This is a genomic window from Actinokineospora alba (genome assembly GCF_004362515.1).
GTDB lineage: Bacteria > Actinomycetota > Actinomycetes > Mycobacteriales > Pseudonocardiaceae > Actinokineospora > Actinokineospora alba.
Genome location: NZ_SNXU01000001.1, coordinates 6,605,828 through 6,626,620 on the forward strand (window position 1 = coordinate 6,605,828; position 20,793 = coordinate 6,626,620).

The 20,793-nt window shown below is 70.1% G+C and carries 14 protein-coding genes; 9 read left to right on the forward strand and 5 right to left on the reverse strand.

Going from position 1 to position 20,793, the window contains the following annotated elements; translation table 11 throughout:
• Position 1: 1 nt before the first annotated feature.
• The 3 genes from C8E96_RS29810 to C8E96_RS29820 all read left to right on the forward strand — a co-directional run bounded on the left by C8E96_RS29810 (position 2) and on the right by C8E96_RS29820 (position 3,009).
• Complete coding sequence (locus tag C8E96_RS29810; RefSeq protein WP_228770001.1) at positions 2–2,026, forward strand: adenylate/guanylate cyclase domain-containing protein; 2,025 nt, start codon at positions 2–4, stop codon at positions 2,024–2,026.
• A gap of 81 nt (positions 2,027–2,107) precedes the next feature.
• On the forward strand, positions 2,108–2,497 hold the full coding sequence (locus tag C8E96_RS29815; RefSeq protein ID WP_091377472.1) for a DoxX family protein: 390 nt from the start codon (positions 2,108–2,110) through the stop codon (positions 2,495–2,497).
• A gap of 200 nt (positions 2,498–2,697) precedes the next feature.
• Positions 2,698–3,009, forward strand: coding sequence for a hypothetical protein (locus tag C8E96_RS29820; RefSeq protein WP_133794880.1), 312 nt, complete (start codon positions 2,698–2,700; stop codon positions 3,007–3,009).
• Between the two features lie 32 nt (positions 3,010–3,041).
• On the opposite strand, the gene C8E96_RS29825 is transcribed toward C8E96_RS29820, so the two are convergent.
• From C8E96_RS29825 to C8E96_RS29840, 4 genes are all read right to left on the reverse strand, one after another.
• Positions 3,042–3,308, reverse strand: a complete 267-nt coding sequence (locus C8E96_RS29825) for a DUF1876 domain-containing protein (RefSeq protein ID WP_091377465.1) — start codon at positions 3,306–3,308, stop codon at positions 3,042–3,044.
• A 182-nt stretch (positions 3,309–3,490) separates the two neighbouring features.
• A complete protein-coding gene (locus C8E96_RS29830; protein ID WP_091377462.1) occupies positions 3,491–4,594 on the reverse strand; it encodes a serine hydrolase domain-containing protein in 1,104 nt (367 codons plus the stop codon).
• 124 nt (positions 4,595–4,718) lie between these two features.
• Positions 4,719–5,573 (reverse strand): NAD(P)-binding domain-containing protein, encoded by an 855-nt coding sequence (locus C8E96_RS29835; RefSeq protein WP_091377459.1) that lies wholly within the window; start codon positions 5,571–5,573, stop codon positions 4,719–4,721.
• 33 nt (positions 5,574–5,606) lie between these two features.
• Positions 5,607–8,150, reverse strand: coding sequence for a tetratricopeptide repeat protein (locus C8E96_RS29840; protein WP_091377456.1), 2,544 nt, complete (start codon positions 8,148–8,150; stop codon positions 5,607–5,609).
• A gap of 249 nt (positions 8,151–8,399) precedes the next feature.
• On the opposite strand from C8E96_RS29840, the gene C8E96_RS29845 reads away from it, so the two are divergent.
• A complete protein-coding gene (locus tag C8E96_RS29845) occupies positions 8,400–10,361 on the forward strand; it encodes an ABC transporter ATP-binding protein (protein ID WP_133794882.1) in 1,962 nt (653 codons plus the stop codon).
• 71 nt (positions 10,362–10,432) lie between these two features.
• Here C8E96_RS29845 and C8E96_RS29850 read toward each other — a convergent pair whose 3' ends face one another.
• Entirely contained in the window at positions 10,433–11,401 is a 969-nt protein-coding gene (locus C8E96_RS29850; RefSeq protein ID WP_091377449.1) for a TauD/TfdA dioxygenase family protein, read from the reverse strand.
• A gap of 448 nt (positions 11,402–11,849) precedes the next feature.
• Here C8E96_RS29850 and C8E96_RS29855 point away from each other — a divergent pair, with 448 nt between their 5' ends.
• The 5 genes from C8E96_RS29855 (at position 11,850) to asnB (ending at position 20,784) form a co-directional block, all read left to right on the forward strand.
• Positions 11,850–13,016 carry an MFS transporter gene (locus tag C8E96_RS29855; protein ID WP_228769999.1) on the forward strand — a complete coding sequence of 389 codons (1,167 nt, stop codon included), beginning with the start codon at positions 11,850–11,852 and terminating at the stop codon, positions 13,014–13,016.
• Between the two features lie 199 nt (positions 13,017–13,215).
• Positions 13,216–16,770 (forward strand): amino acid adenylation domain-containing protein, encoded by a 3,555-nt coding sequence (locus C8E96_RS29860; protein ID WP_228769998.1) that lies wholly within the window; start codon positions 13,216–13,218, stop codon positions 16,768–16,770.
• Positions 16,767–18,020 carry an ATP-grasp domain-containing protein gene (locus C8E96_RS29865; protein ID WP_091377443.1) on the forward strand — a complete coding sequence of 418 codons (1,254 nt, stop codon included), beginning with the start codon at positions 16,767–16,769 and terminating at the stop codon, positions 18,018–18,020. Before C8E96_RS29860 ends, C8E96_RS29865 begins: the two co-directional genes overlap by 4 nt.
• A gap of 11 nt (positions 18,021–18,031) precedes the next feature.
• On the forward strand, positions 18,032–18,967 hold the full coding sequence (locus tag C8E96_RS29870; RefSeq protein WP_228769997.1) for a U32 family peptidase: 936 nt from the start codon (positions 18,032–18,034) through the stop codon (positions 18,965–18,967).
• Positions 18,967–20,784, forward strand: a complete 1,818-nt coding sequence (gene asnB / locus C8E96_RS29875; RefSeq protein WP_091377436.1) for an asparagine synthase (glutamine-hydrolyzing) — start codon at positions 18,967–18,969, stop codon at positions 20,782–20,784. Before C8E96_RS29870 ends, asnB begins: the two co-directional genes overlap by 1 nt.
• The last annotated feature ends 9 nt before the right edge of the window (positions 20,785–20,793 follow it).

Consider the following 20,793-nt stretch of genomic DNA (forward strand, 5'->3'; position numbering starts at 1 on the left):
GATGGCCCGCGCCGAGCAGCTCCGCCGGCCCGTGCTGTTGCCGTTCGCCGTGTGGCTGCTGCACATGGCCCTCCCCTTGCTCGGCCTCTGGCTGCTCATCGCGAAGCCGTCCATCGATGTGAAGTGGGAGAACCACCAAGCCCACTTCTGGCTGGTCGTCGGCGCGGCGGCCATCAACGTCGGGCTTGCGGCGCGGGTCAATGAGGATGCTCGGCGGCGGGCCGACGCGCGGCTTTTCCTGGTTTCACTGGCGTTCGTGACCGCCGCGGGGTTTCTCGGGCTGCACGCCCTCGCCACGCCCGGGGTGTTGCTCGCGGGCAAGAACACCGGGTTCGTCATCGCCACCCCGGTGGGGCTGTTCGTCGCGGGCGCGCTGGCCTTGCTGTCCTCTTTGGACTACTCACCGGCCGCGGCGAGCTGGGTGATCGCCCACCAGCGCCTCGGCAGGCTCATGGTGGTGGCGATCCTGGGCGGCTGGGCGGCCGTGTCACTGTCCGGGGCATCGCTGCTGGGACGTGACCTGCCGCCCACCGAGGCGCAAGGTCCGCTGTTGCTGGCCGCCGCGGCGGGCTCGCTGCTCTATGTCATGGCCGCGGTTCGCTACTACCTGCTGCACCGGCGCAGGCCCGCCGCCGTGCTGCTGAGCGTGATCACCTCGTTCGTCCTGCTCGCCGAGTCCATGGTGGCCATCGCCTACGCCCGCAACTGGCAGACGTCGTGGTGGGAATGGCACGTGCTCATGGTCCTGGCCTTCGGTTTCGTCGCCTACAGCGCACACCAGCAGTACCGCAGGGAAGGCACCCGTTCCGGCCTGTTCACCAGCATCGCCCTGGAGCAGACCCTGGCCGAGGTCCGCCAGGAACACACCGCGGCGCTGGAGGCGCTGGTCGACGCGATGGAACACGGCGAGCGGACCGGGCCGGTCACCGCCCGGCTGGCCGACCGGTTCGACCTCACCGAACGCCAGGTCCAGGTCCTCGAACGCGGCGCCGAGGCGCTCGCCCACGAACGCGAACAGCTCCGCAGGCTCGGCGCCCTGGTCGCCATCGGCCGCGAGGCGAGCGTCATCCGCGCCGAAGACGACCTTCTCGACAAGGCGACACACGTCATCCGGCAGGCTTTCGGCCGCGAGTCGATCCGCCTGGGTGTGGTGCGCTCCGGCGCCCTCGTCTTCCCCGAAGGCGACACGGACTCGACGCACCAGCGGGCGCTCGACCCGGGCGAGCCAGTCGAAACCGGCGGAACCCTCCTGCTGCCCCTGGCCGTGAAAGGCCACCCGGCAGGCCTCCTGGAAGTGCGCTCCCCCACCGGCGGCTTCGCCGAACGCGACCGCTCGGTTCTGCTGTCGTTGGCGGCCCAACTGTCGATCGCGATCGAGAACGCCCGTCTCTACCAACAACTCGACGGCCTCTTCCGCTCCTACATGTCCCCCGACGTCGCGACCTCCCTGCTCGCCGACCCCACCCAGGCCCGCCTGGGCGGAGCCGTCGCGGAGGTCACCGTGCTGATGGCCGACCTGCAGGGCTTCACCCCGTTCGCCGAACGCACCGACCCGGCCGCCGTGGTCTCCATGCTCAACGCCTACTACGGCCAGGTCGTCCCGCAAATCCTCGACAGCGGCGGCACCGTCGTCCAGTTCGTCGGCGACGCCGTCATGGCCCTGTTCAACGCCCCAGTCCCGCAGCCCGACCACGCCCTGCGCGCCTGCCGCGCCGGCCTGGCCATCCAAGCCACCACGAAAGCGATAGCGCAGCCGGACTGGCCCCCGTTCCGCGTCGGCGTCAACACCGGCCCCGCCCTCGTCGGCAACATCGGCAGCGAGCACATGCGCAACTTCACCGCCATCGGCGACACCACAAACCTGGCCGCGCGCCTGCAAACCGCCGCCCCACCCGGCGAAGTCGTCATCAGTGCGACAACCCACCGGGCCCTGGGCTCGACCGGCCACGTGCGACCGCTCGGCCACCTGACGGTCAAAGGCAAGGCCGACCCCGTCGACGCTTTCATCCTGACTGCCTTGGCGTAGCTCCAGGCGACCGGCGGGTCCAACGGCGGGTCGGAGATGATGATGCCGCCGACACGCGACCCTCGATCCTGGAGTGACTCCATGCACGACGATGAGTCCGCCCGCCCGGCCGCCGCTCTGGCGCTGTTCCTGGGCGTCGCCGGGATGGCGCACTTCCTCCAGCCGCGCTTCTTCGACAGCATGATCCCCCGCGAACTGCCCGGCGAGCCGCGCCTGTGGACCTACGGGTCCGGCGCCGCCGAACTGGGCGTGGCGGCCGCCGTCGCCATTCCACGCACGCGGAGGGTCGGCGGCCTGCTCGCCGCGCTGCTGTTCGTCGCGGTGTTGCCCGGCAACATCAAGATGGCTGTCGACTACCACCGGTCAGGCAAGCCACTCCACCTGCGGGTCGGCGCCGTTCTGCGGTTGCCCGCGCAGCTGCCGCTGATCGCCTGGGCCCTGCGCGTGCGTTCCAAGAGCCCGGCCAAGTAGGGACTCACCAGGTCCCGTCGGCCGCTCCCGAACCACACGTCGTCGCCCACGACCGTGTCGACTCCAGGTCGGATCGGCTCAAGGCTCGCGCGCCGCGAACGACGTCAAGGTCCACTTTATCGAACCGAAATGGACACGTTCGGCTTACGCGGGCGTGAACCCGTCGTTTCCGGGTATTGCCGGATTTCCGGAGGTGTCGGGTGGGACCACATCGGCAAGCGCGCGCCCGGTTCATCGTCTGCGGACGACGGCCCCGCCGCTCCCGGGCGCCCACCCGACGCCGAGTCCTGGCCGAACTGCAAGTGATCGTGTCCGAACGTTGGCCCGCCACCATCCTCACCGCCTACGCCCTGTCCCCCGACCTGGTCCTCCTCAGCCTCGACATCGCCGTCGACCTGTCCTGCCCTGGCTGCGGCACGGACCGGGAAGCCACCCTGCTCGCGATCCGCGACCACACACCGATCTGCGTCGCGTGCGCGCGCGGAGCGGGCGGGTCATTCAGCGACGCATGAGCATGATGGCGATGGGCAGGCGCAACCGAGCGTCAGCGAGTGAGCTGGGCCGGGAGGTGCGTGATCCCCTCGATGTCGGAGGCGGACTTCTCCAACAGCTGGTGCGCCAGATCGGCCAACGCCCGGGAGACGCTGAGTTCATCGCCGATCTCGGGGACATTAGTGTCATCCGGACTGAGCCGGGCGAGCCCGATCCCCACCAGCGTCGTCTCGGGCGTGGTGAGCCTGGCCTTGGCCCGAGTCCGTTCGGTGTGCTCGTCGATGACGACCTCGATGTGCCAGAGCTTGACCTCGGTCATCGCGCACCTCCCCGCGAATGGTTCCCGTCTCCACCTGGCTGCCCGACGTCCTGCAGCCCGACTTCCCAGTATCCGCCACCCGCGCCGTTTCGACCGCCTGGATCACGCGGCGACAACGGCCACACCGACCTGCCGTAGCCCCAGACCGGGGTCGGCGCCGTGCGCCGACCCCGGCCCCCTGGTTACGGGCAGAACACCTCGTCGATCACCTCGCCGATACCGGAGAACTCGCCTGCGACCGGTCCGGTGGTGATCGAGAGTTCCAGCCGGGTCTTGGTGTCCTTGGTGCTCACCGCGACGCTGGCGTAGCCGGGGATGCCGCCGTCATGGCCGTACACCGTCACCCCGCACGGCAGCGGGATCTCCGCGATACCGAGGCCGTACCCCTGCGTGAACGGCAGGCTCTTGGTCAGCTCGGCGAGCTGCGCGGGTGCGAGCAGCTTCCCTTGCAGCAGAGCGGACATGAACCGGTCCAGGTCCGCCGTGGTGGAGATCATCTCGCCCGCGGCCCAGCCCCAGGACGGGTTGAGCGCCGTGACGTCCACCGGCGGGCTGGTCGGCTGCAGGTAACCGTGCGCGTGCGGGTGGGGCACGGTCACCCGGTCGCCGGGCAGGCTGGTGTGCGAGAGGTGCAGCGGGCGCAGAATGCGATCCCGCACCGCCTGCTCGTACGGCGCGCCCGTGACCTGCTCGATCAGCAGGCCGATCACGATGTAGTTGGTGTTGGAGTAGTTCCACTTGGTGCCCGGCGGAAAGTCCAGCGGGCGTGAGGTGGCCATCGCGACCAGTTCACGCGGCTCGTAGTGCTTGAACCGGATGGTCTCGAAACCGGCGGGATCCAGTGGCATCGCGTTCGTGTAGTTGTAGAGCCCGCTGGTGTGCTGCAGCAGGTGTCGCACCGTGATGGCGTCGCCGTCGGGCAGCAGGCCGGGCAGGTAGGTGGACACCGGTGTGTCCAGTCCGACCTTGCCCTCACCGACCAGTTGCAGGGTCACCGTGGAGACGAAGGTCTTGGTGATGCTGCCGATCCGGAAGTGCCCGTTGGTCGGCACCGGCCGGTGCCCGCCGACTTCGACCACCCCACCCCGGGCGGTGAAGGACTCCCCGCGGCCGGTGACCCGGGCCTGCACCCCCGTGGCGCCGTCAGCGGCGATCTTGTCCAGCCCGGCCTGCACCACCCCCCGGTCGATCCCCGAAACCTGCGCGGTCGCGCTCGCCGCGCCGGTGACGGTGAGCGCCATGACGGCCGCCAGTACCCCGGCGGACCGCATTCCCCTGATCGTCATGTGTTTCCTCCCGAAACTGTCACTGACAGCTCGAGTCTCCTCAAGATCCTTTGATCGCGCCTCATCCTCAGGTAGGGGGCCGGATCACTCCCTGGGTCCGGGTTTCCCCCTAGGGGCCCCGATCTCAGCCGATCGTCGCGGTCAGCCCCTCACCACCGCGCCCGGCGTCGACGAGGGCCGAGATCCGCGTGCCCACTTCGGCGAGGCCGCCGTCGCCGAGCCGGGTACCCGCCCGCTGGCCGCCGAGCTTGCGGAGGAGCGTCAAGTGCTCGGTCAGCGTCGCCGGTCCCGCCGGGTACTCGCCGTCTCGCAGTTCCGCGACGGTGGCCGGGACGCCTGCGACGACGTGGCCGATTTGCGGGCCCGCGGTGGCCGCGAACTCGGCGACGTCGACCCCGGCCGCCCGCACCACGTCCAGCGCGCGCAGCAGGCCGAGCTGCGCGTCGTACCAGACGCCGAACAGGGCGAGGTCCCACACGGCGGCGGCACCGGGTTCCTCCCCCGCGAACCGGGGCGTGCTCAGCGAGCCGAGAACCTCGCGGTACCGGTCGAACGCCGACCGCGAACCGCTGTAGAGAATCGTCGCCGTCCCCGTGCCGATCATGTCCGGCGACGCCTGGATTCCGGCGTCGAGGTAGTCCGCGCCCAAGGCGGTGACCCGCTTCGCGGTCCGCTCGGCCTCGTCGGCGGTCCCGGTGCACATCGTGACGACCGTGCGGCCGGACAGGTCCACGTCGATCGCGTCCAGGCACTGCCCCACGGCGTCATGGTCGGTGAGGGTGAGCAGCACCAACTCCCCCGCCAGTACCGCGTCGGTCAGCGAGCCCGCCACCCGCGCTCCCGCCTCGGCCAGGGCCGCCGCCCGCTCCGGGGTCCGGTTCCACACCACGACGTCGTGTCCGTCGGCCAGCAGCCCGCGCGCCACCGCGGCACCGATCGCGCCGACGCCCACCACCGCGATTCGCTTGTTGATCTCCATGCCACGATCCTGCAACCTCAAGCAAGGTGGAGGTCAAGACGGTTCTTCACGATCCACGGGACGCCGACGACGCCACCAACGGGTCGCGGCCGTGTCCTGGGCTTCCCGTGCCCGTCGAAGGTCGCCGAGGGCGAGGGTCTTGTTGTGGTCGTCGCCGAGCACGCCGAAAAGCTGGGCCGCGTCCTGGCAGGCGACGGCGGCTTCGTCGAACCCGCGCACCTCGTGCAGTGCCATGCCGAGGCCATGGAGCGCCGCGGCCTCGTAGAAGCGATCGCCGAGTTCGCGACAGATCCGGATCGTGTCGTGGTGCACGGCGATGGCTTGGTCGAACCTGCCTGCCTGACGCAGTGCGATGCCGAGGTTGTGCATAGCGGAGCTTTCACCGTGGCGGTCGCCGGTCTCCCGGTAGAGCTGGACAGCTCGCTCGTGGGCGGCGACCGCTTCGGTGAACCGCCGCGCCTTGCCAAGGGCCCCACCCAGGTTGTCGAGTGTCATGGCCTCGCTGTTGTGGTCGTCAGTCTCGTGGTGGAGCCGGGCCGCGTCCTGGTAGGCGGCGATGGCCTCGTCGACCTTGCGGCAGGCGGCGAGGGCGGTGCCGAGGTTGTTCAGCGCTATCGCCTCGCCGTGGGGCTCGCCGACCTCGCGGTACAAGCGGGCGGCCTCCAGGTGGGCGGTGATGGCTTCGTCGGGCCGGTCCAGGCTGCGGAAGTCGCTGCCGAGACTGTCGAGTGCCATCGCTTCGCCGTGGCGATCACCTAGTTCGCGATAGATCCGCACGGCCTCGGTGTGGTTGGCGGCGGCCTCCACGAACCGTCGAATCGTGCGCTGGACGATGCCGAGGTTCTGCAGCGCCATGGCCTGGTGCAGGAGATCCCCGGCGCGCTGGAACGTCTCCACGGCGCCGGCGAGCACGGTCGCCGCCCGATCGGACAGCCGGTTCTGCTCCAGCGCGGCTCCGAGGTTGATCAGCGCCTTGCCTTCGCCGTGGCGGTTGCCGACCTCCCGGTAGAGCTCGACGGCGTCGGTGTGGGCGGTGATGGCCTCCTCATACCGCCGCATGGTCTGCAGGGCACTGCCGAGACCGTTGAGCGCGGTGGCCTCGGCGTCGCGGTCGGCAAGGGTGCGGGACGCGGCGACAGCGGTGCCGGACAGGGCCACCCAGTCGTTGAGATGCCTGCGCCTGCGGAGGAAATGCCACATCGCCTGCGGCAGATCGCGGGCGATGGCCGGATGGTCGGCGGCCGCGGCGGCAACGGTGGCCGCGGTCAGATTCGGGTACTCGGTGTCCAGCCAGTCCATCGCCCGCGCCTGGTCGGGGAATCCGAGCCGCGCCGGGTCCGTGACCCGCGGGTCGATGTGGGCGTTGGCGGCCGCGGTGGTGGTGAGGTAGTACTCCAGCAGCCGGGAGAGCGCCTGACCGCGCCGGTCCGGTTCGGCTTGGGCGTCGCCATGGCGGGCGGAGTGCAGGCGCAGCAGGTCGTGCACCCGCCACCTGCCGTAGGTGACACCGGGTTCGATCAGATGAGCCTGGGCCAGTGCCTCCAGGCCACGACCCGCGTCGCCCTCGGCCAGGCCGGTGAGGGATGCCGCGGCGGCCGTGGAGATGTCGGGGCCGGGATTGAGCGACAGCAAGCGGAACAGCCGCGCCTCGGCGTCGCCGAGCTGGTGGTATGAGGAGTCGAAGACGGCCCGCACGGCCCGGTCGGCGAACGTCATGCCCTCCAGCCGCGACGCGGCGTCATCGAGGGCGGCCGTCATCGCGGCCAGTGGCTTGGCCGGGTTGGCGGCAAGCTGCGCGGCGACGATCTGCAACGCCAGCGGCAGCCCCGCGCACAGGTCGGCTAGGCGCTCGGCCGCACCGGGCTGGTCGCCGACGCGGGAGTCGGCGGGGTCGCGCAGCCGCAACGCCTTGTCGAGCAGGTCGGTGGCCGGGGCGGCGGGCAGGGTGTCGAGGTTGAGCAGCCGGGCGTCGAGGTCCGCCAGCACATGGCGCGAGGTGACGATCGCCGCGCAGGCCCCGTCGGAGGGCAGCAGCGGCAAGGCCTGCGCGCCCGCGGCGACGTTGTCGACCACCACCAGCACCCGTCGGCCCTGGGCCGCGTAGGTGGCCAGCACCGACCGCAGCAGCCGGGACCGGTCCTGCACGTCCGCGGGGATGTGCTCGCCGGGCACACCGACCGCGCGCAGCAGACCCTCAAGCGCCTGGCCGGGTTCCCGGCGAACAGCGTCGTCCGAGTCGTAACCGCGCATGTCGGTGAACAAGATGCCGCCGGGGAACCAGCCGCGGGCCAGGGCGATGCGGGCCGCCTGCAGCGCCAGCTCCGTCTTGCCGACCCCACCCATGCCGCCGACGGCCGCCGTGCGAACCGTCGCCGGAACCCGGTTCTCGACCGGGGCGAGCGTGTCCAGCAGGGCGGCCAGGTCCGAGTCACGACCCGTGAAGGTCGGAGTCGTCGGCGGCAGGCCGGTCATCGCGGGGAAGATCTGTGGCGGCAGCACCACGGTGATATCGCGCCCCTGGATGACCGTGCTGAGGAAGACCCCGCCCGTGACTGTGTTGTTGATGTCGTTGTTCACCGGGTCGGTACCTCGTGGGAGCGGTGCGGGCCCCCGCCTGCTTGGCGCATGACCACCCCCAGGGTCACGGAATGCGTACACAAGACCACACGAGGGTAGCGCGGAGCATCGGCGGCGGAAGGGTGCGAGTTCACCTGATCGGGCTCACCCAGCGCCCTCGCGCCAAGCGGATGTGTCGTACCCACACGACATTCTCGTGACCGACCGACGCGCCGACCCGTCGTGCGAGAGCACCTTGAGAGGATGCCGATGACCGCGACCACCACCCGCGACCCCGATAAGGAAGCCGCGACCGGGCAGCGCCGTACCCGGCGCGGTGAACCCGCGGCGGCGCTGCCGCAGCTGTCCACGGCGGCCTGGCACAGCCTGTCCGGGGACCTGACCAGGATCAGCCTGTGGCGCATGACCCGGGCGCTGCCCGCGACGCTGCGGCTGGTGGCCACCACGGCGTGGACCGCGCACCGGGGCGCCGTGGTGGCGGGCGGGGTCGCCCACGTCGTCTCCGGGGTGGTGACCGGGTTCGGGCTGTTCGCGATCACCGGGGTGCTGACCACCCTGCTCACGGCGGGGCCGACACCGCAGCGGGTGGTGGCGGCAGTGCCGTCGCTGCTCGCGCTCGCCGGGGCCTACGCGCTGCGCGGGTTCGCCGACACCGTGGTGTCCGGTGCCACGGCGCGGTTGCGGCCGCGGGTGCGCCGCCAGGTGGAGAACGACCTCGCGGCCGCGATCTCGCGCGTGGAGTTGATCGCCTTCGAGCAGCCCACCTTCCACGACGACCTGGACCGGGCCCGCTATGCCGGGATGGACGCGGTGGACACCTCGATCAACCAGGGCAGTGTGCTGCTCGGCTCGCTGATCTCACTGGCCGCCACCGCCACCACCGTGGCGCTGCTGCACCCGCTGCTCCTGCCGGTGCTGGTGTTGTCGGTGCTGCCCGAGGCGTGGTCGACGCTACAGAACGCCCGGCTGGAGTACCAGTTCCTGGCGCAGTGGATCGAGACCAGACGCCGGATGGCGGTGTACCTGGACCTGTTGGTGCACAAGCACTCCGCCGCCGAGCTGCGGGCCTTCGCCGCGCAACCGCGGCTGCTCGGTGAGCACGACCGCGCGGCCACGGCGATGATGGACGGGCATGTGCGGCTCGGCGACCGGCAGACCCGCGTCGGGTTGACCGGGCGGTCGCTGACCGGTGTCGGCATCGCGGCGGCCTACGCGATGCTTGGGTGGCTGCTCTACACCGCCGCGATGCCGCTGGCGGTGGCGGGCGCGGCCGTGCTGGCCATCCGGACCGTGCGGTCCTCGCTCACCCAGGCCGTGGTCGCGACCAACCGGCTGTTCGAGAAGTCGTTGTACGTCAACGACTTGCGCACGTTCCTGGCCGCGGTCGGCGCGAACGCCCGGCCAGCCGAGCTGCCCGCGCCCACCGACCCCGCGACGATCGAGCTCCGCGGTCTCGGGTTCACCTACCCCGGCAAGGACGCCCCCGCGTTGTCCGATGTGGACCTGACGATCCGGCGCGGCCAGGTGATCGCCCTGGTCGGCGAGAACGGTTCCGGCAAGTCCACCCTGGCCAAGCTGCTCGCCGGGCTGTACCTGCCCGGCCAAGGCGCCATCCTCTGGGACGGCCACGACCTGACCGGCCTGGACCCCACGACCCTGCCGATCGCTGTGGTGATGCAGGAACCCACCCGGTGGCCGCTGACCGCACGGGATGCCGTCACCCTCGGCCGCCCGGACCGCGCCGACCCCGACGAGGAGATCCTGCACAAGGTCGCCGCCGACTCCGGCGCCGACACCGTCGTCGCCGACCTCGCCCATGGGTGGGACGCGCTGCTCACCACCCGTTTCCGCGACGGCAACGACCTGTCCGGCGGGCAGTGGCAGCGACTGGCGGTCGCCCGCGCCCTCTACCGCGACGCCGCCGTGCTCATCTGCGACGAACCGACCGCCGCGCTCGACGCCCGCGCCGAGGCCGCCGTCTACGAGTCGCTGCGCACCCTGCAGGCAGGGCGCACCGTCGTGCTGATCACCCACCGGCTCGCCTCGGTCCGCCACGCCGACCTCATCGTCGTGCTCCACCACGGGCGCGTCATCGAGACCGGCACCCACCACCAGCTGCACGCCGCGGGCGGCCGCTACGCCGAGCTGTACGACCTGCAGGCCCGCTCATACCGTGAGGACCCCGACACACCGCTGCCTGCCGCGACCTGATCCGGGCCGGGGCCGCGATGAGGTGCCCGCCCGGTCCACTGTGGACTGCCGTGGACCGAGCGGGCGACGCTTCACCAGGCGGCCATCGGCTCCCCGCTGACGAGTTCGGAGACCGAGCCGTCGACGCCGACCGGCACGTCACCGAGGATGGTCACCCGGTGCATGACACGCTCGTTGTCGTAGTGGGCGAAGTCGGTCGGCGCGAAGTGGCACGTGGACCTGTTGTCCCAGAAGGCGATGCTGCCCGGCTCCCAGCGGAACCGCACGGTGTACTCGGCGCTGGTGAGGTGCTCGAAGAGCAGGTCGAGCACGCGGCGGCTCTCGACCTGGCTCAGGCCCATGATCCGGGTGGTCGACCCGGGGCTGACGAACAGCGCGCGCTCACCGGTCTCGGGGTGCACCCGCACCACCGGGTGGATCGCGACCTGCGGCAGGTCGCAGTACATCTTCAGGATCTCGCGGTCTTCCGGGTCCGTGTGCAGCAGGTTGACCGCGGTGAAGAACGCGTGCTCGGCGCGCAGGGTGTCGACGAAGTCGCGCAGTGGCTTGGACAGGCCCTCGTACGCGGCGACCATGTTCGTCCACTGGGTGTCGCCGCCGTAGGGCGGCGTCTTCTCCGCGCGCAGGATCGACATCGACGGCGGGTTGACCGCGGGGGTCAGGTCGCTGTGCCACCCCGCGAGCGCCGAGACCCACTTGCGGCGGAACCGCTCCTCGTAGTCCTTGCCGTAGCGCTCGTGCTCGGCGTTGCGGTCGACGGAGAGGACCTCCGGGAACCCTTCCGGCGCGATGCCGTGCTGCTTGCCGGGACGCCGGGTCAGGTCGCCGAAGTGGCGGCCGAACGCGATGTGCTGCGCGTGGTCGATGTCCTGGTCGCGGAAGAAAAGCACGCGGTGGACGAGCAGCTCCCGGCGGATCGCGGACACGGTGGCGTCGTCGAGTTCGGCGGAGAGATCGATCCCGCTCACGTCCGCGCCGATGCGCCCGGCCACCCGGCGGACGGTGATCTCCGTTGCCGTGGCCTCTTTTGTCTGCACCATTACGAGCGCGACCTCTTTCCATTGGAAAATAGGGCGAAGGCCATTTTTGCACTGACGGCATTCCCCCGAGTTGACGCTTTCGAGTATGCACGCCGACCCGGTTCGGGCAAGTTTTTCCCGAGCAGAGCGACGTGTGACGCCCGCCACTGAATCGAAGCCGGATTTTCTGCCGTTCGGCTACCGAACAGGCGGAAAAAGTAGTGCCAAGCGTCACAAATCTCCGCAAAACCAGCGGGTAGGATCGCCAGTAGCACCCGAACGGTCAACGTTACCGGCGCGTACAGTCCATGTTGTTGGGCTGAATCGCGCCCGACGCAGTGCGGTCACCTATTCGTTGCTATTAAAAATGTCGATGTTCTGTTTGCTGAGCGGGCTCGGCGCTGTCTATCGTTCGCGCGTGCTCAGCCGTCTGCTCCCCCCTCCCGGTCCATCGCGGACGCTCACTGTGGTGACCGTGGTGAATACGGCCGGGATCGGTCTGTGGATGGCGCTCAATGTCATTTACGCGATCACCGTCATCGGCCTCACTCCTGGCGAGCTCGGCATCGGCCTCGGCGTCGCGTCCGGGCTGCGGCTGGTCCTCAGCGCACCCACCGGCCACCTCGCGGACCGGTGCGGGCCGCGCGTCGTGCAGGTCTGGTCGTTCGCCGCGCTGGTCCCGCTGACCCTGCTGCTGACCGTCGTCCACGGCTTCGCCCAGTACGTCGTGGTCGTCTCGGCGCACGCCATCGCCTACGGCACCAACCGGGCCGCGCAGATGGCGATGGTGGCGGGCGTGGTCCCGGCGGACGACCGGGTCCGTATCCGCGGCTACCTGCGCGCGGCGACGAACGTCAGCATCTCGGTGGGTGCGGGGCTCGCGGGCCTGCTGCTGGTGATCGGCACGCCGGCGGCGTTCCGCTGGGCCATCGTGGGCAACGCCGTCACCTACGCGCTGGCCGGTCTGCTGACCGCCCGGCTGCCCACGGTGGCGCCGCAGCCCGCGCGGCGCGGACCTCGGCTGGTAGCCCTGCGCGACCGGCCGTTCTTGGTGTTTGTGCTGCTGGACGGCCTGTTGTCCATGCACTACCTGCTGCTCGACGTCGTGCTGCCGCTGTGGATCGTGCGGCACACGGAGGCGCCCAAGTGGATGGTGGCGGCGCTGCTGCTGGCCAACACCGTCCTCGTCGTGCTTCTGCAGGTGCGGGCCACCCGCGGCACCGACGACCTGCGCGGGGCGGCGCGCGCGGCGCGGTGGGGCGGGGTGTGCGTCGCGATCGCCTGCGTCGTGTTCTCGATGACCGGGAAGGTCTCGGCCCTGGCGGCGTGCGCGCTGCTCGGGCTCGGCGCCCTCGTGCACGTGCTCGGGGAGGTGCGGCAGGCGGCGGGCAGCTGGGGGATCTCGTTCGGCCTGGCGCCCGACCACGCGCAGGGGCAGTACCAGGGCGCGTACTCGATGGGCATCGACCTCGGCCGGATGCTCGCTCCGGTCGTGCTGGTGTGGCTGGCGCTCGAGCACGGCGTCGCCGGATGGCTGGTCATGGCGGGCGTGTTCGGCGCCGTCGGACTCGCCATGCCGCCGGTCGTGGCGTGGGCGCGCACCCGCCGACCGGAAACCGCTCCTGTTCTCGTGTGAAAAGCGGAAATGTACCACGGGTAAACAAACGGGGAATACCACCACAGTGGGGGAATTGATGGCAGCAACGGCGCTGCAGTTTCCGACCAGCTATACCCGATCAGCGGCGAGCGGGAACGCTTCGACGCCGGGTGATCTTTGTTGGCGGGCCGATGTCGCCCGGCTCGGAAAACTGGCCGAAATCCATTCCGTCGACGAAGTGCTGAATGCCGCTTTTGTCGCTCTCGTCCACCGCTACACCGGTCAGGACGACATTGTCGTCGGCCGGACCGAAAAGGGGGCAGGACTGACCGGGGTCCAGTCCCGGATCAGTGCCGACACCTCGTTCGCCGAGTTGGTCGGTCAACTCGAATCGGCGCAGGCGGTGTCGATTCAGGACTCGATTCAGGTCGCTTTCGCCGGAGCCGGGTTCGGCTCGCCTGACGGTGTCGAACTTGTCCTCGAAGTCCGAATCGAGGGTGACAAGGCCGACTTCGCCCTGCGCTACGACGGCGCCCTGTTCGCCCCCGAGTTCATCGCCCGGCTCGCCGCGAACTACCAGACGCTGGTGGCCGACGCCGTCGACCGACCCGGCGAGCCGGTGCATGGCCTGCGGCTGCTGGCAGACGAGGAGCAGCGCTACCTGCTCGAGACCGTCAACGCCACGGACTGGTCCTACCTGCGCGACACCCCGGTCCACGCGATGGTCGAGTTCCAGGCCACCCAGACCCCGGATGCGCCCGCGCTGGAGCACCTCGGCCAGACCACGACCTACCGCGAGCTCAACGAGCGCGCCAACGCGCTGGCCCGCGCCCTGCTCGCGGCGGGCGTCAACCCCGGCGACCGGATCGGCGTCTCGCTGCCGCGCTCGGCGCGGCTGGTGTGCCTGCTGCTGGCAGTCCACAAGGCGGGCTGCGCGTACGTTCCGCTCGACCCGGCGTACCCGGGTGACCGGCTCAAGGCGATCGCCGACACCGCCGCCATGTCGGCCGTGGTGGTGGACAGCGCTCCGAGCTGGCTCGCGGACCTCGACGTCACCGCGATCGACGAGACCGCGCTGTGGACGCGGGCGGCCGAGCAGGAGGTCACGAACGTCGACCTCGTGGTGGATGCCGCCGCCGCGTCGCACCTGATCTACACCTCCGGCTCGACCGGCCTGCCCAAGGGCGTGGTCATCCACCACCGCAACGTCGCCGCGCTGCTCGCCTGGGCCTGGGAGACCTACACCTGTGACGACGTGGCCCGGGTGCTGTTCAGCACGTCGCTGAACTTCGACCTGTCGGTGTTCGAGCTGTGGTGCCCGCTCACCATGGGCGGCTGCGTGGTCGTCGTCGACAACGTCCTGGCCCTGACCGAACCGGGAGACCTGAACCCCTCCCTGGTCAACACCGTGCCCAGCGCGCTCACCGTGCTGGTGCAGCGTGACGCGGTCCCGGCGTCGACCACGGTCATGAACGTCGCGGGCGAGCCCCTCCCCCGCGAACTCGTCAACTCCGTGTTCGACTCCTCGCCGGTCCAGCGGGTCTACAACCTCTACGGGCCGTCGGAGGACACGACGTACTCGACGTACAAGTGCTTCACCGATCCGACCGCGGACGTGCCCACCATCGGCGTCCCGATCCACAACACCAAGGCGTACCTGCTCGACGCGCGCGGCGCGCTCGTCCCGCACGGCGTCGTGGGTGAACTGCACCTTGGTGGCGACGGGCTGTCCTCCGGCTACATCAACGACGCCGAGCGCACGGCCGCCGTGTTCGTCGACGCCCCGGCCGTGATCGGCCGCCGCACCCTGTACCGCACCGGCGACCTGGCCCGGTGGACCGAGAACGGCGAGCTGTTCTTCATGGGGCGCAAGGACAACCAGGTCAAGATCCGCGGCTATCGGATCGAGCTGGGCGAGATCGAGTCGGTCCTGCGCGAAGTCGAGGGTGTGCGCGACGTGGCCGCGCTCGCGGTGCGGACCGGCACGGACACCCGGCTGGTCTGCTACGTCGGCACCGGGCTGGCCGAGGCCGCGATCGGTGAGCACCTGCGCGGCAGGCTGCCGCACTACATGCAGCCCGCCAAGATCGTCATCGAGCCGGAGCTCCCACTGCTGCCCAACGGCAAGGTCGACCGCAAAGCGCTCGCCGCCCGGACCGTCGACTGGGGGACGGCGCACCTCGGTGAGTCCACACTGAACGCCGCGCAGAGCGAGATCGCCGCGGTCTGGTCGGAAGTGCTCGGGCTCGACGGAATCCCGGCCGATCTCGACTTCTTCTCCATCGGCGGGCACTCGCTGCTGGCCAACCTGCTCGCCGCGCGGCTCAGCGAACGCTGCGCGGTCGGGGTCCGCGTGTCGGAGATCTACGAGTTCCGCACGGTCGCGGCGCAGGCCGACATGGTGCGGGACAAGCGCGCCGCGGCGCCCGAAACCCTCGCCGACGACGACGTCGACGGTCGCCTCGCACTGGCGGACCGGACCCTGCGCGAATCCGCCAAGAGCCACGGCGTGCCCGGCGCCGCGTCGGTGGTGGTCATCGACGGCCGGTCGCACGCCACCTACTACGGCCTCGACGACCTCGCGGCCGGGACCGCGCGCGACGAGACCTCACGCCAGCGCGTCACCTGCGTGACCAAGGTGCTCGTCGCCTATGTCGCGCTGATGCTGGTGGACCAGGGTCGACTGACCCTCGACGACCCGCTGGGCGATCTCGTCCCCGAGGCGGCGCGCAGGCGGGGCGGGCCGGTCGACTTCACCCTGCGCCAGCTCCTGTCGCACACCAGCGGCATCGATGACTCCTATGAGGTCTGGAACACCACCGACTTCCCGGATCTCGCGAGCTATGTGGCGTCCTTCCAGCACTACCCGCAGGTGGCCGATCCGGGCGAGATCTTCGCCTACTCGGCGTGTGGCACCTCGATCGCCGCGCTGGCGATCGAGCGGGTGCTGGGCATGTCGTGGCGGCGGGCGGTGAACACCATGCTGCTGCAACCGCTGGGAATCGAGACCATCGCCGAGAGCCTCGCGGCGGGAGACCACTACGGCAGTTCGGTCGCCACCGGATACCTGTGGAACGAGCCGGAGAACGCCTACGCGCCGTTCGTCCCGGGGCCGCAGACGATGGCCAACGACGCGGCGGACTCGTTCTCGGTCTGCTTCACCACCGAGGAAGTCGCGACCCTGGCGCTGTTCGCGCTCGACGACGGTGTCACCCGCGACGGGAAGCGGCTGCTGTCGGCTGAGCTGGCCAGGCAGATGCGGACACCGCAGATCGACATCCCGGGCCACCACTTCATGCACTCGTGGGGGCTGGGCTGGCTGCACTTCGACGAGAACGTCTTCGGCTTCAACTCCAACGGCAGCGGGCACCACAACTTCGTCCAGGTCTTCGCCGAGACGCGCACGGTGCTGGTCATGCTGGCCAACGCCTACCCCACGTTCGGGCTGTACGAGGACCTGGTCAAGTCGGTGACGGGCGAGGGGCTGATCCGCCCCGGACGCGGCGGCGAGGTCGACATCGACGTCTGCGTCGGCGAGTACGCCTCCGACGGCTACCGGCTGGAGGTGACCCGCGGCCCGGACCGGCTGCGCTACGTGTTCTTCCAGCGCGAGTCCCAAGAGGACTGGACGCGGCTCGACGAAGGCGACCTCGTCGCCTCCGGGACCGGCGGGTTCACCTCCATGTCGGAGAAGAACGTCCTCGCCGGTTCGATCTCCTTCATCTGGTCGACGGACCCGGCGCGGCCGAAGTTCGTCCGACTGGGCCAGCGTGTCGCCAGGAGGGTCGGATGAACAAGCACGTCGTGTTCGTGACCTGGAAGACCGGAAACGCGCCCGCTTTTGAGGCGGCGAAACGGCTGGGCCACGAGGTCACGCTCATCCGGTCACGGGCCATGGAGCGGATGCAACACGTCGATTTCGACACCACGCCGTTCGGCCGGTTCGTGGACACCGTGCACACCCTCGACGACGCGACCGAGCTCGACGCGCTTCGGGCCTGTGTCACCGAGATCCACGCGCGCAGGCCGATCGACGGTTTCCTCGCGACGGTCGACGCCCTGGTCGTCCCGGTCGCCCGGATCGCCGACGAGCTGGGCATCCCGTTCACCTCGAGCCACGGCGCCGAGACGGCGAAGGCGAAGAACCGGTGCCGGGAAACGCTTGCGGCGGCGGGTATCGACGGCACCCGACACGAGATCGTCCGCGACCTCGGCCAGGCGCTCGCGTTCGCCGCCACCACCGGTTACCCGGTCGTGGTGAAGCCCGCCAGCGGGTCCGGCAGCCAGGGCGCCCATGTCCTGGCCGACGCGGACGCTTTGGCTGCCTTCTTCAGCGAGGTGCTCGACGCTGAGCTGTACCAGGCGGGCCTGCTGGTCGAGGAGTACCTGTCGGGCCGGTTCGTCTCCGCCGAGATCGGACTCGCGCGCGGCGAGACCGTGCGGCTCGCGGTGAGCGAACGCGAGACGTGGGACCGGCACGAGGCACTGGAAGTCGGGACCACGATCCCGGCGGCCATCGACGCCGAGCACTACGAGATCGTGATGGACTTCGCCGAGCGGGTGATCAAGGCCGTCGACCTGCGGATGGGCATCTTCCACGTGGAGGTGATGCTGACCGCGGACGGTCCGCGGCTCATCGAGCTGAACCCGCGGATCATGGGGTCCTGCCTGCCCAACCTGTTCTGCCTGGCGGGCGGCGGCGACCTGTTCGAACTGCTGGTGCGGATCTACCTCGACGAGCCGGTCGACGTCGGCACGGTCGAGTTCGACAAGTACGCCACGGTCCGCTGGTTCGGCGCCGCCGAGGAAACATCGATTCCGGCCGAGGTGCCCGATCTGTCCTGGGTGGACGGTTACGGCGAAGCGGTGCACTCGCTCAGCGTGCGGTTCCCCGAGGCCGGGCCGCTCGTCGCGTGCCGGGGGAATCTGGACAACTTCGGCGAGGTGCAGGTCGCGCACGCCGATCACGGCGCCTCGATCGGGATCGCGGAAGAGATCGTGCAGAAGATCGAAGCGCAGCTCGGCATCGAGCTGACCAAATGACGGGGACCGTGGTGAACCGATTTTTCGACGAGACGCGGGCGCAGCTCAGCTCGTTGGGCCTACCGGAAGGGGAAGGCTACAACGGCGAGTCGTCCACGCGGACCTTCGCCGACGGCAGCCAGTTCCGCATCGAGGTGCCCACGATCAACTCCGCGAAGACCGCGGAGACGCTGCTGGCGGAGAGCGTGCGGCGCGGATTCACGATCAACCGGGTGACCGAAACGCTCGGCATGTTCCGGCACACCACCGCCGAAGTGCGCCGCTACGCCGAATTGGGCCGTGAGTACGGCGCGGAGATCCTGATGTCGGTCGGCCCACGCGCCAACTACGACATCGGCGCTGGCGTGCAGACCCCGGAGGGCAGCCGCATCGGCTACCGGCTGCGCGGGCAGGAACAGGTGGTGCGCGCCGTCGAGGACGTCAAGCGCGCGATCGACCTGGGCATCACCGGTTTCGTCGTCTACGACGAAGGTCTGCTCTGGGTGCTCAACGAGCTGCGCGGCCTGGGCCACCTTCCCGCGGACATCCATCTCAAGGTGTCCGCCCACTGCGGACACGCGAACCCAGCGTCCGCGCGGCTGCTGCAGACCCTGGGCGCCAACAGCTTCAACCCGGTGCGCGACCTGACCCTGCCGATGATCGCCGCGATCCGGCGGACCGTGCGCATCCCGCTCGACATCCACGTCGACAACCCGAAGGACTCCGGCGGGTTCATCCGCACCTACGACGCGCCGGAGTTCGTGCGCATCGCCGCGCCGGTGTACCTCAAGACCGGCAACAGCGCGCTGGAGAAGCACGGGACCACCCCGTCGCCGACGCAGATCGAGGCGATCCTCACCCAGATCGAGGTCGTCACCGAGTTCCTGGGGCGGCACTACCCGCAGGCCAAGCAGTCGCCGGGAATCGTCTCCCTGGTGCCCGACGACGAACTCGCGGGAGTGCGCTGATGTGCCGGATCCACGGGTCCTTCGGCGGCGCGCCGATGGACCGCTCCACTTTGGACGCGGTCGCGCTGGCCCAGCTGCACGGGGGTCCCGACGCGCAGAGCGTGCGGATCGACGACAGCTGGTCACTGGGCAACAACCGCCTCGCCATCCAGGGCATCTACGCCGGTGAGCAGCCGTTCCGGCGCAACGGCATGACGTGCGTCTTCAACGGCGAGATCTACAACCACCGGGCGCTGCGCCGGGAACTGGAGTCGCACGGCTACCGGTTCCCCGGCGACCGCGACGGCACCCAGTGCGACGGCGACGTGCTGCTGCCGCTCTACGAGCTGCACGGCGACGACTTCGTCTCGAAGCTCGAAGGCATGTACGCGATCGCGATCGTGGACACCCGCGACGAGCCACGGCTGACCCTGTTCACCGACCAAGCCGGGATGAAGTCGCTCTACTACTACCTCTCAGCCGACGGCAGGCGGCTGTGCTTCGCCTCGGAACTGCAAGCGCTGTCGCGGTTCCCGGACTTCCCCTCGCGGATCGACCCGCTCGCGGTCGACCGCTACCTCGGCGGCAAAGCCGTGTGGGGACCGGAAACCGTGTACGCCGAGGTCCGCACGCTCGTGCCGGGCAGCGTGCTGCGCTTCACCTCCGGGGGCAGGCTCACCGAGCGGCAGGTCGACCTCGCCCCGGCGTCGTTCGACTGGCCGGGCGGCGTGCCGACCCGGGAGGCGGCCGGGGAGATCCTCGACGGGCTGCTGCACGACGAGCTGACCCGCATGCTCGACGCCGACGTCCCGGTGTGCGTGATCACCAGCGGCGGCCTGGATTCCAGCTACCTCACCGCCATGGCGAAGTCGATGGTGCCCGACCTCGCGTCGTTCAACGTCGCGTACGCGGGCACCTGGCCCAGCGACGAGCGGCACTTCGCCGAGGAGGTGGCCCGGCACTGCGGCACCAGCCACCACCAGGTGCTGCTCGACCCGGCCGGGTTCCCGTCGCTGATCGACCGGTTCCTGGCCCACCTCGACCAGCCGAACAACGCCCCGCACAGCCTGAGCACCTTCGGGCTGTTCGAGGCCATCCACCAGGCGGGCTTCAAGGTCGCGCTGACCGGCGACGGCGCGGACGAGCTGTTCGGCGGGTACGCCCGCTACGTCAAGGCGAGCCGCGACGACAGCGCGACCTGGCACCGGTCCTATCAGGACACCATGGCCGCGGCGGGCCCGGTCACCCTGTCCACCCTTTACAGCACGGCGTTCCGCGCCGAGGTCGACCGCGCCGGAGGCTTCTTCGCCGACCGCAGCGGGGACGAACTCGCGGCACGGGTGGCGGCGAGCGGGCAGGACAAGCTGGAGACCCTGCTGCGCTACGACCAGTTCGAGCGCTTCCCGTACTACATCCTGCGGCGCGTCGACCACCTGAGCATGGCGCACTCGGTCGAGGCCCGCATCCCCTTCCTGCAGCCCAGGATCATGAGCTTCTCGCGGGAGCTGCCGACCGCGCTGAAGGTCGTGGGCGACACCGTCAAGACACCGGTCGCCGACGCGGCCCGGCGCTGGATCCCGCGCAGCGTCATCGACCGACCCAAGCAGCCCTTCACCCTGCCCATCGCCGCGATGATCAGACCCGGTGAAGCGCTCTACGACCTCATCGGCGACGCCCTGCTCGGTCCGGCGTTCCGGTGCAAGGACTACTTCGACCAGCGCGCGCTGCGCGAGCTGTTCCGGCTTCAGACCGAGAACCCGAGCGGGCACGCCGCGGAGGTCCTGTGGTCGGTGCTGATGCTGGAGCAGTGGCTCGCCGTGCGAAACCTGACCCCGTAAAGGAGAAAC

What these genes read in the sequence shown, in the direction of transcription:
- C8E96_RS29810 (WP_228770001.1), top strand. Translation starts at nt 2, where the DNA reads ATGGCCCGCGCCGAGCAGCTCCGCCGGCCCGTGCTGTTGCCGTTCGCC.
- C8E96_RS29815 (WP_091377472.1), top strand. Translation starts at nt 2,108, where the DNA reads ATGCACGACGATGAGTCCGCCCGCCCGGCCGCCGCTCTGGCGCTGTTC.
- C8E96_RS29825 (WP_091377465.1), bottom strand. Translation starts at nt 3,308, where the DNA reads ATGACCGAGGTCAAGCTCTGGCACATCGAGGTCGTCATCGACGAGCAC.
- C8E96_RS29830 (WP_091377462.1), bottom strand. Translation starts at nt 4,594, where the DNA reads ATGACGATCAGGGGAATGCGGTCCGCCGGGGTACTGGCGGCCGTCATG.
- C8E96_RS29835 (WP_091377459.1), bottom strand. Translation starts at nt 5,573, where the DNA reads ATGGAGATCAACAAGCGAATCGCGGTGGTGGGCGTCGGCGCGATCGGT.
- C8E96_RS29845 (WP_133794882.1), top strand. Translation starts at nt 8,400, where the DNA reads ATGACCGCGACCACCACCCGCGACCCCGATAAGGAAGCCGCGACCGGG.
- C8E96_RS29850 (WP_091377449.1), bottom strand. Translation starts at nt 11,401, where the DNA reads ATGGTGCAGACAAAAGAGGCCACGGCAACGGAGATCACCGTCCGCCGG.
- C8E96_RS29865 (WP_091377443.1), top strand. Translation starts at nt 16,767, where the DNA reads ATGAACAAGCACGTCGTGTTCGTGACCTGGAAGACCGGAAACGCGCCC.
- asnB (WP_091377436.1), top strand. Translation starts at nt 18,967, where the DNA reads ATGTGCCGGATCCACGGGTCCTTCGGCGGCGCGCCGATGGACCGCTCC.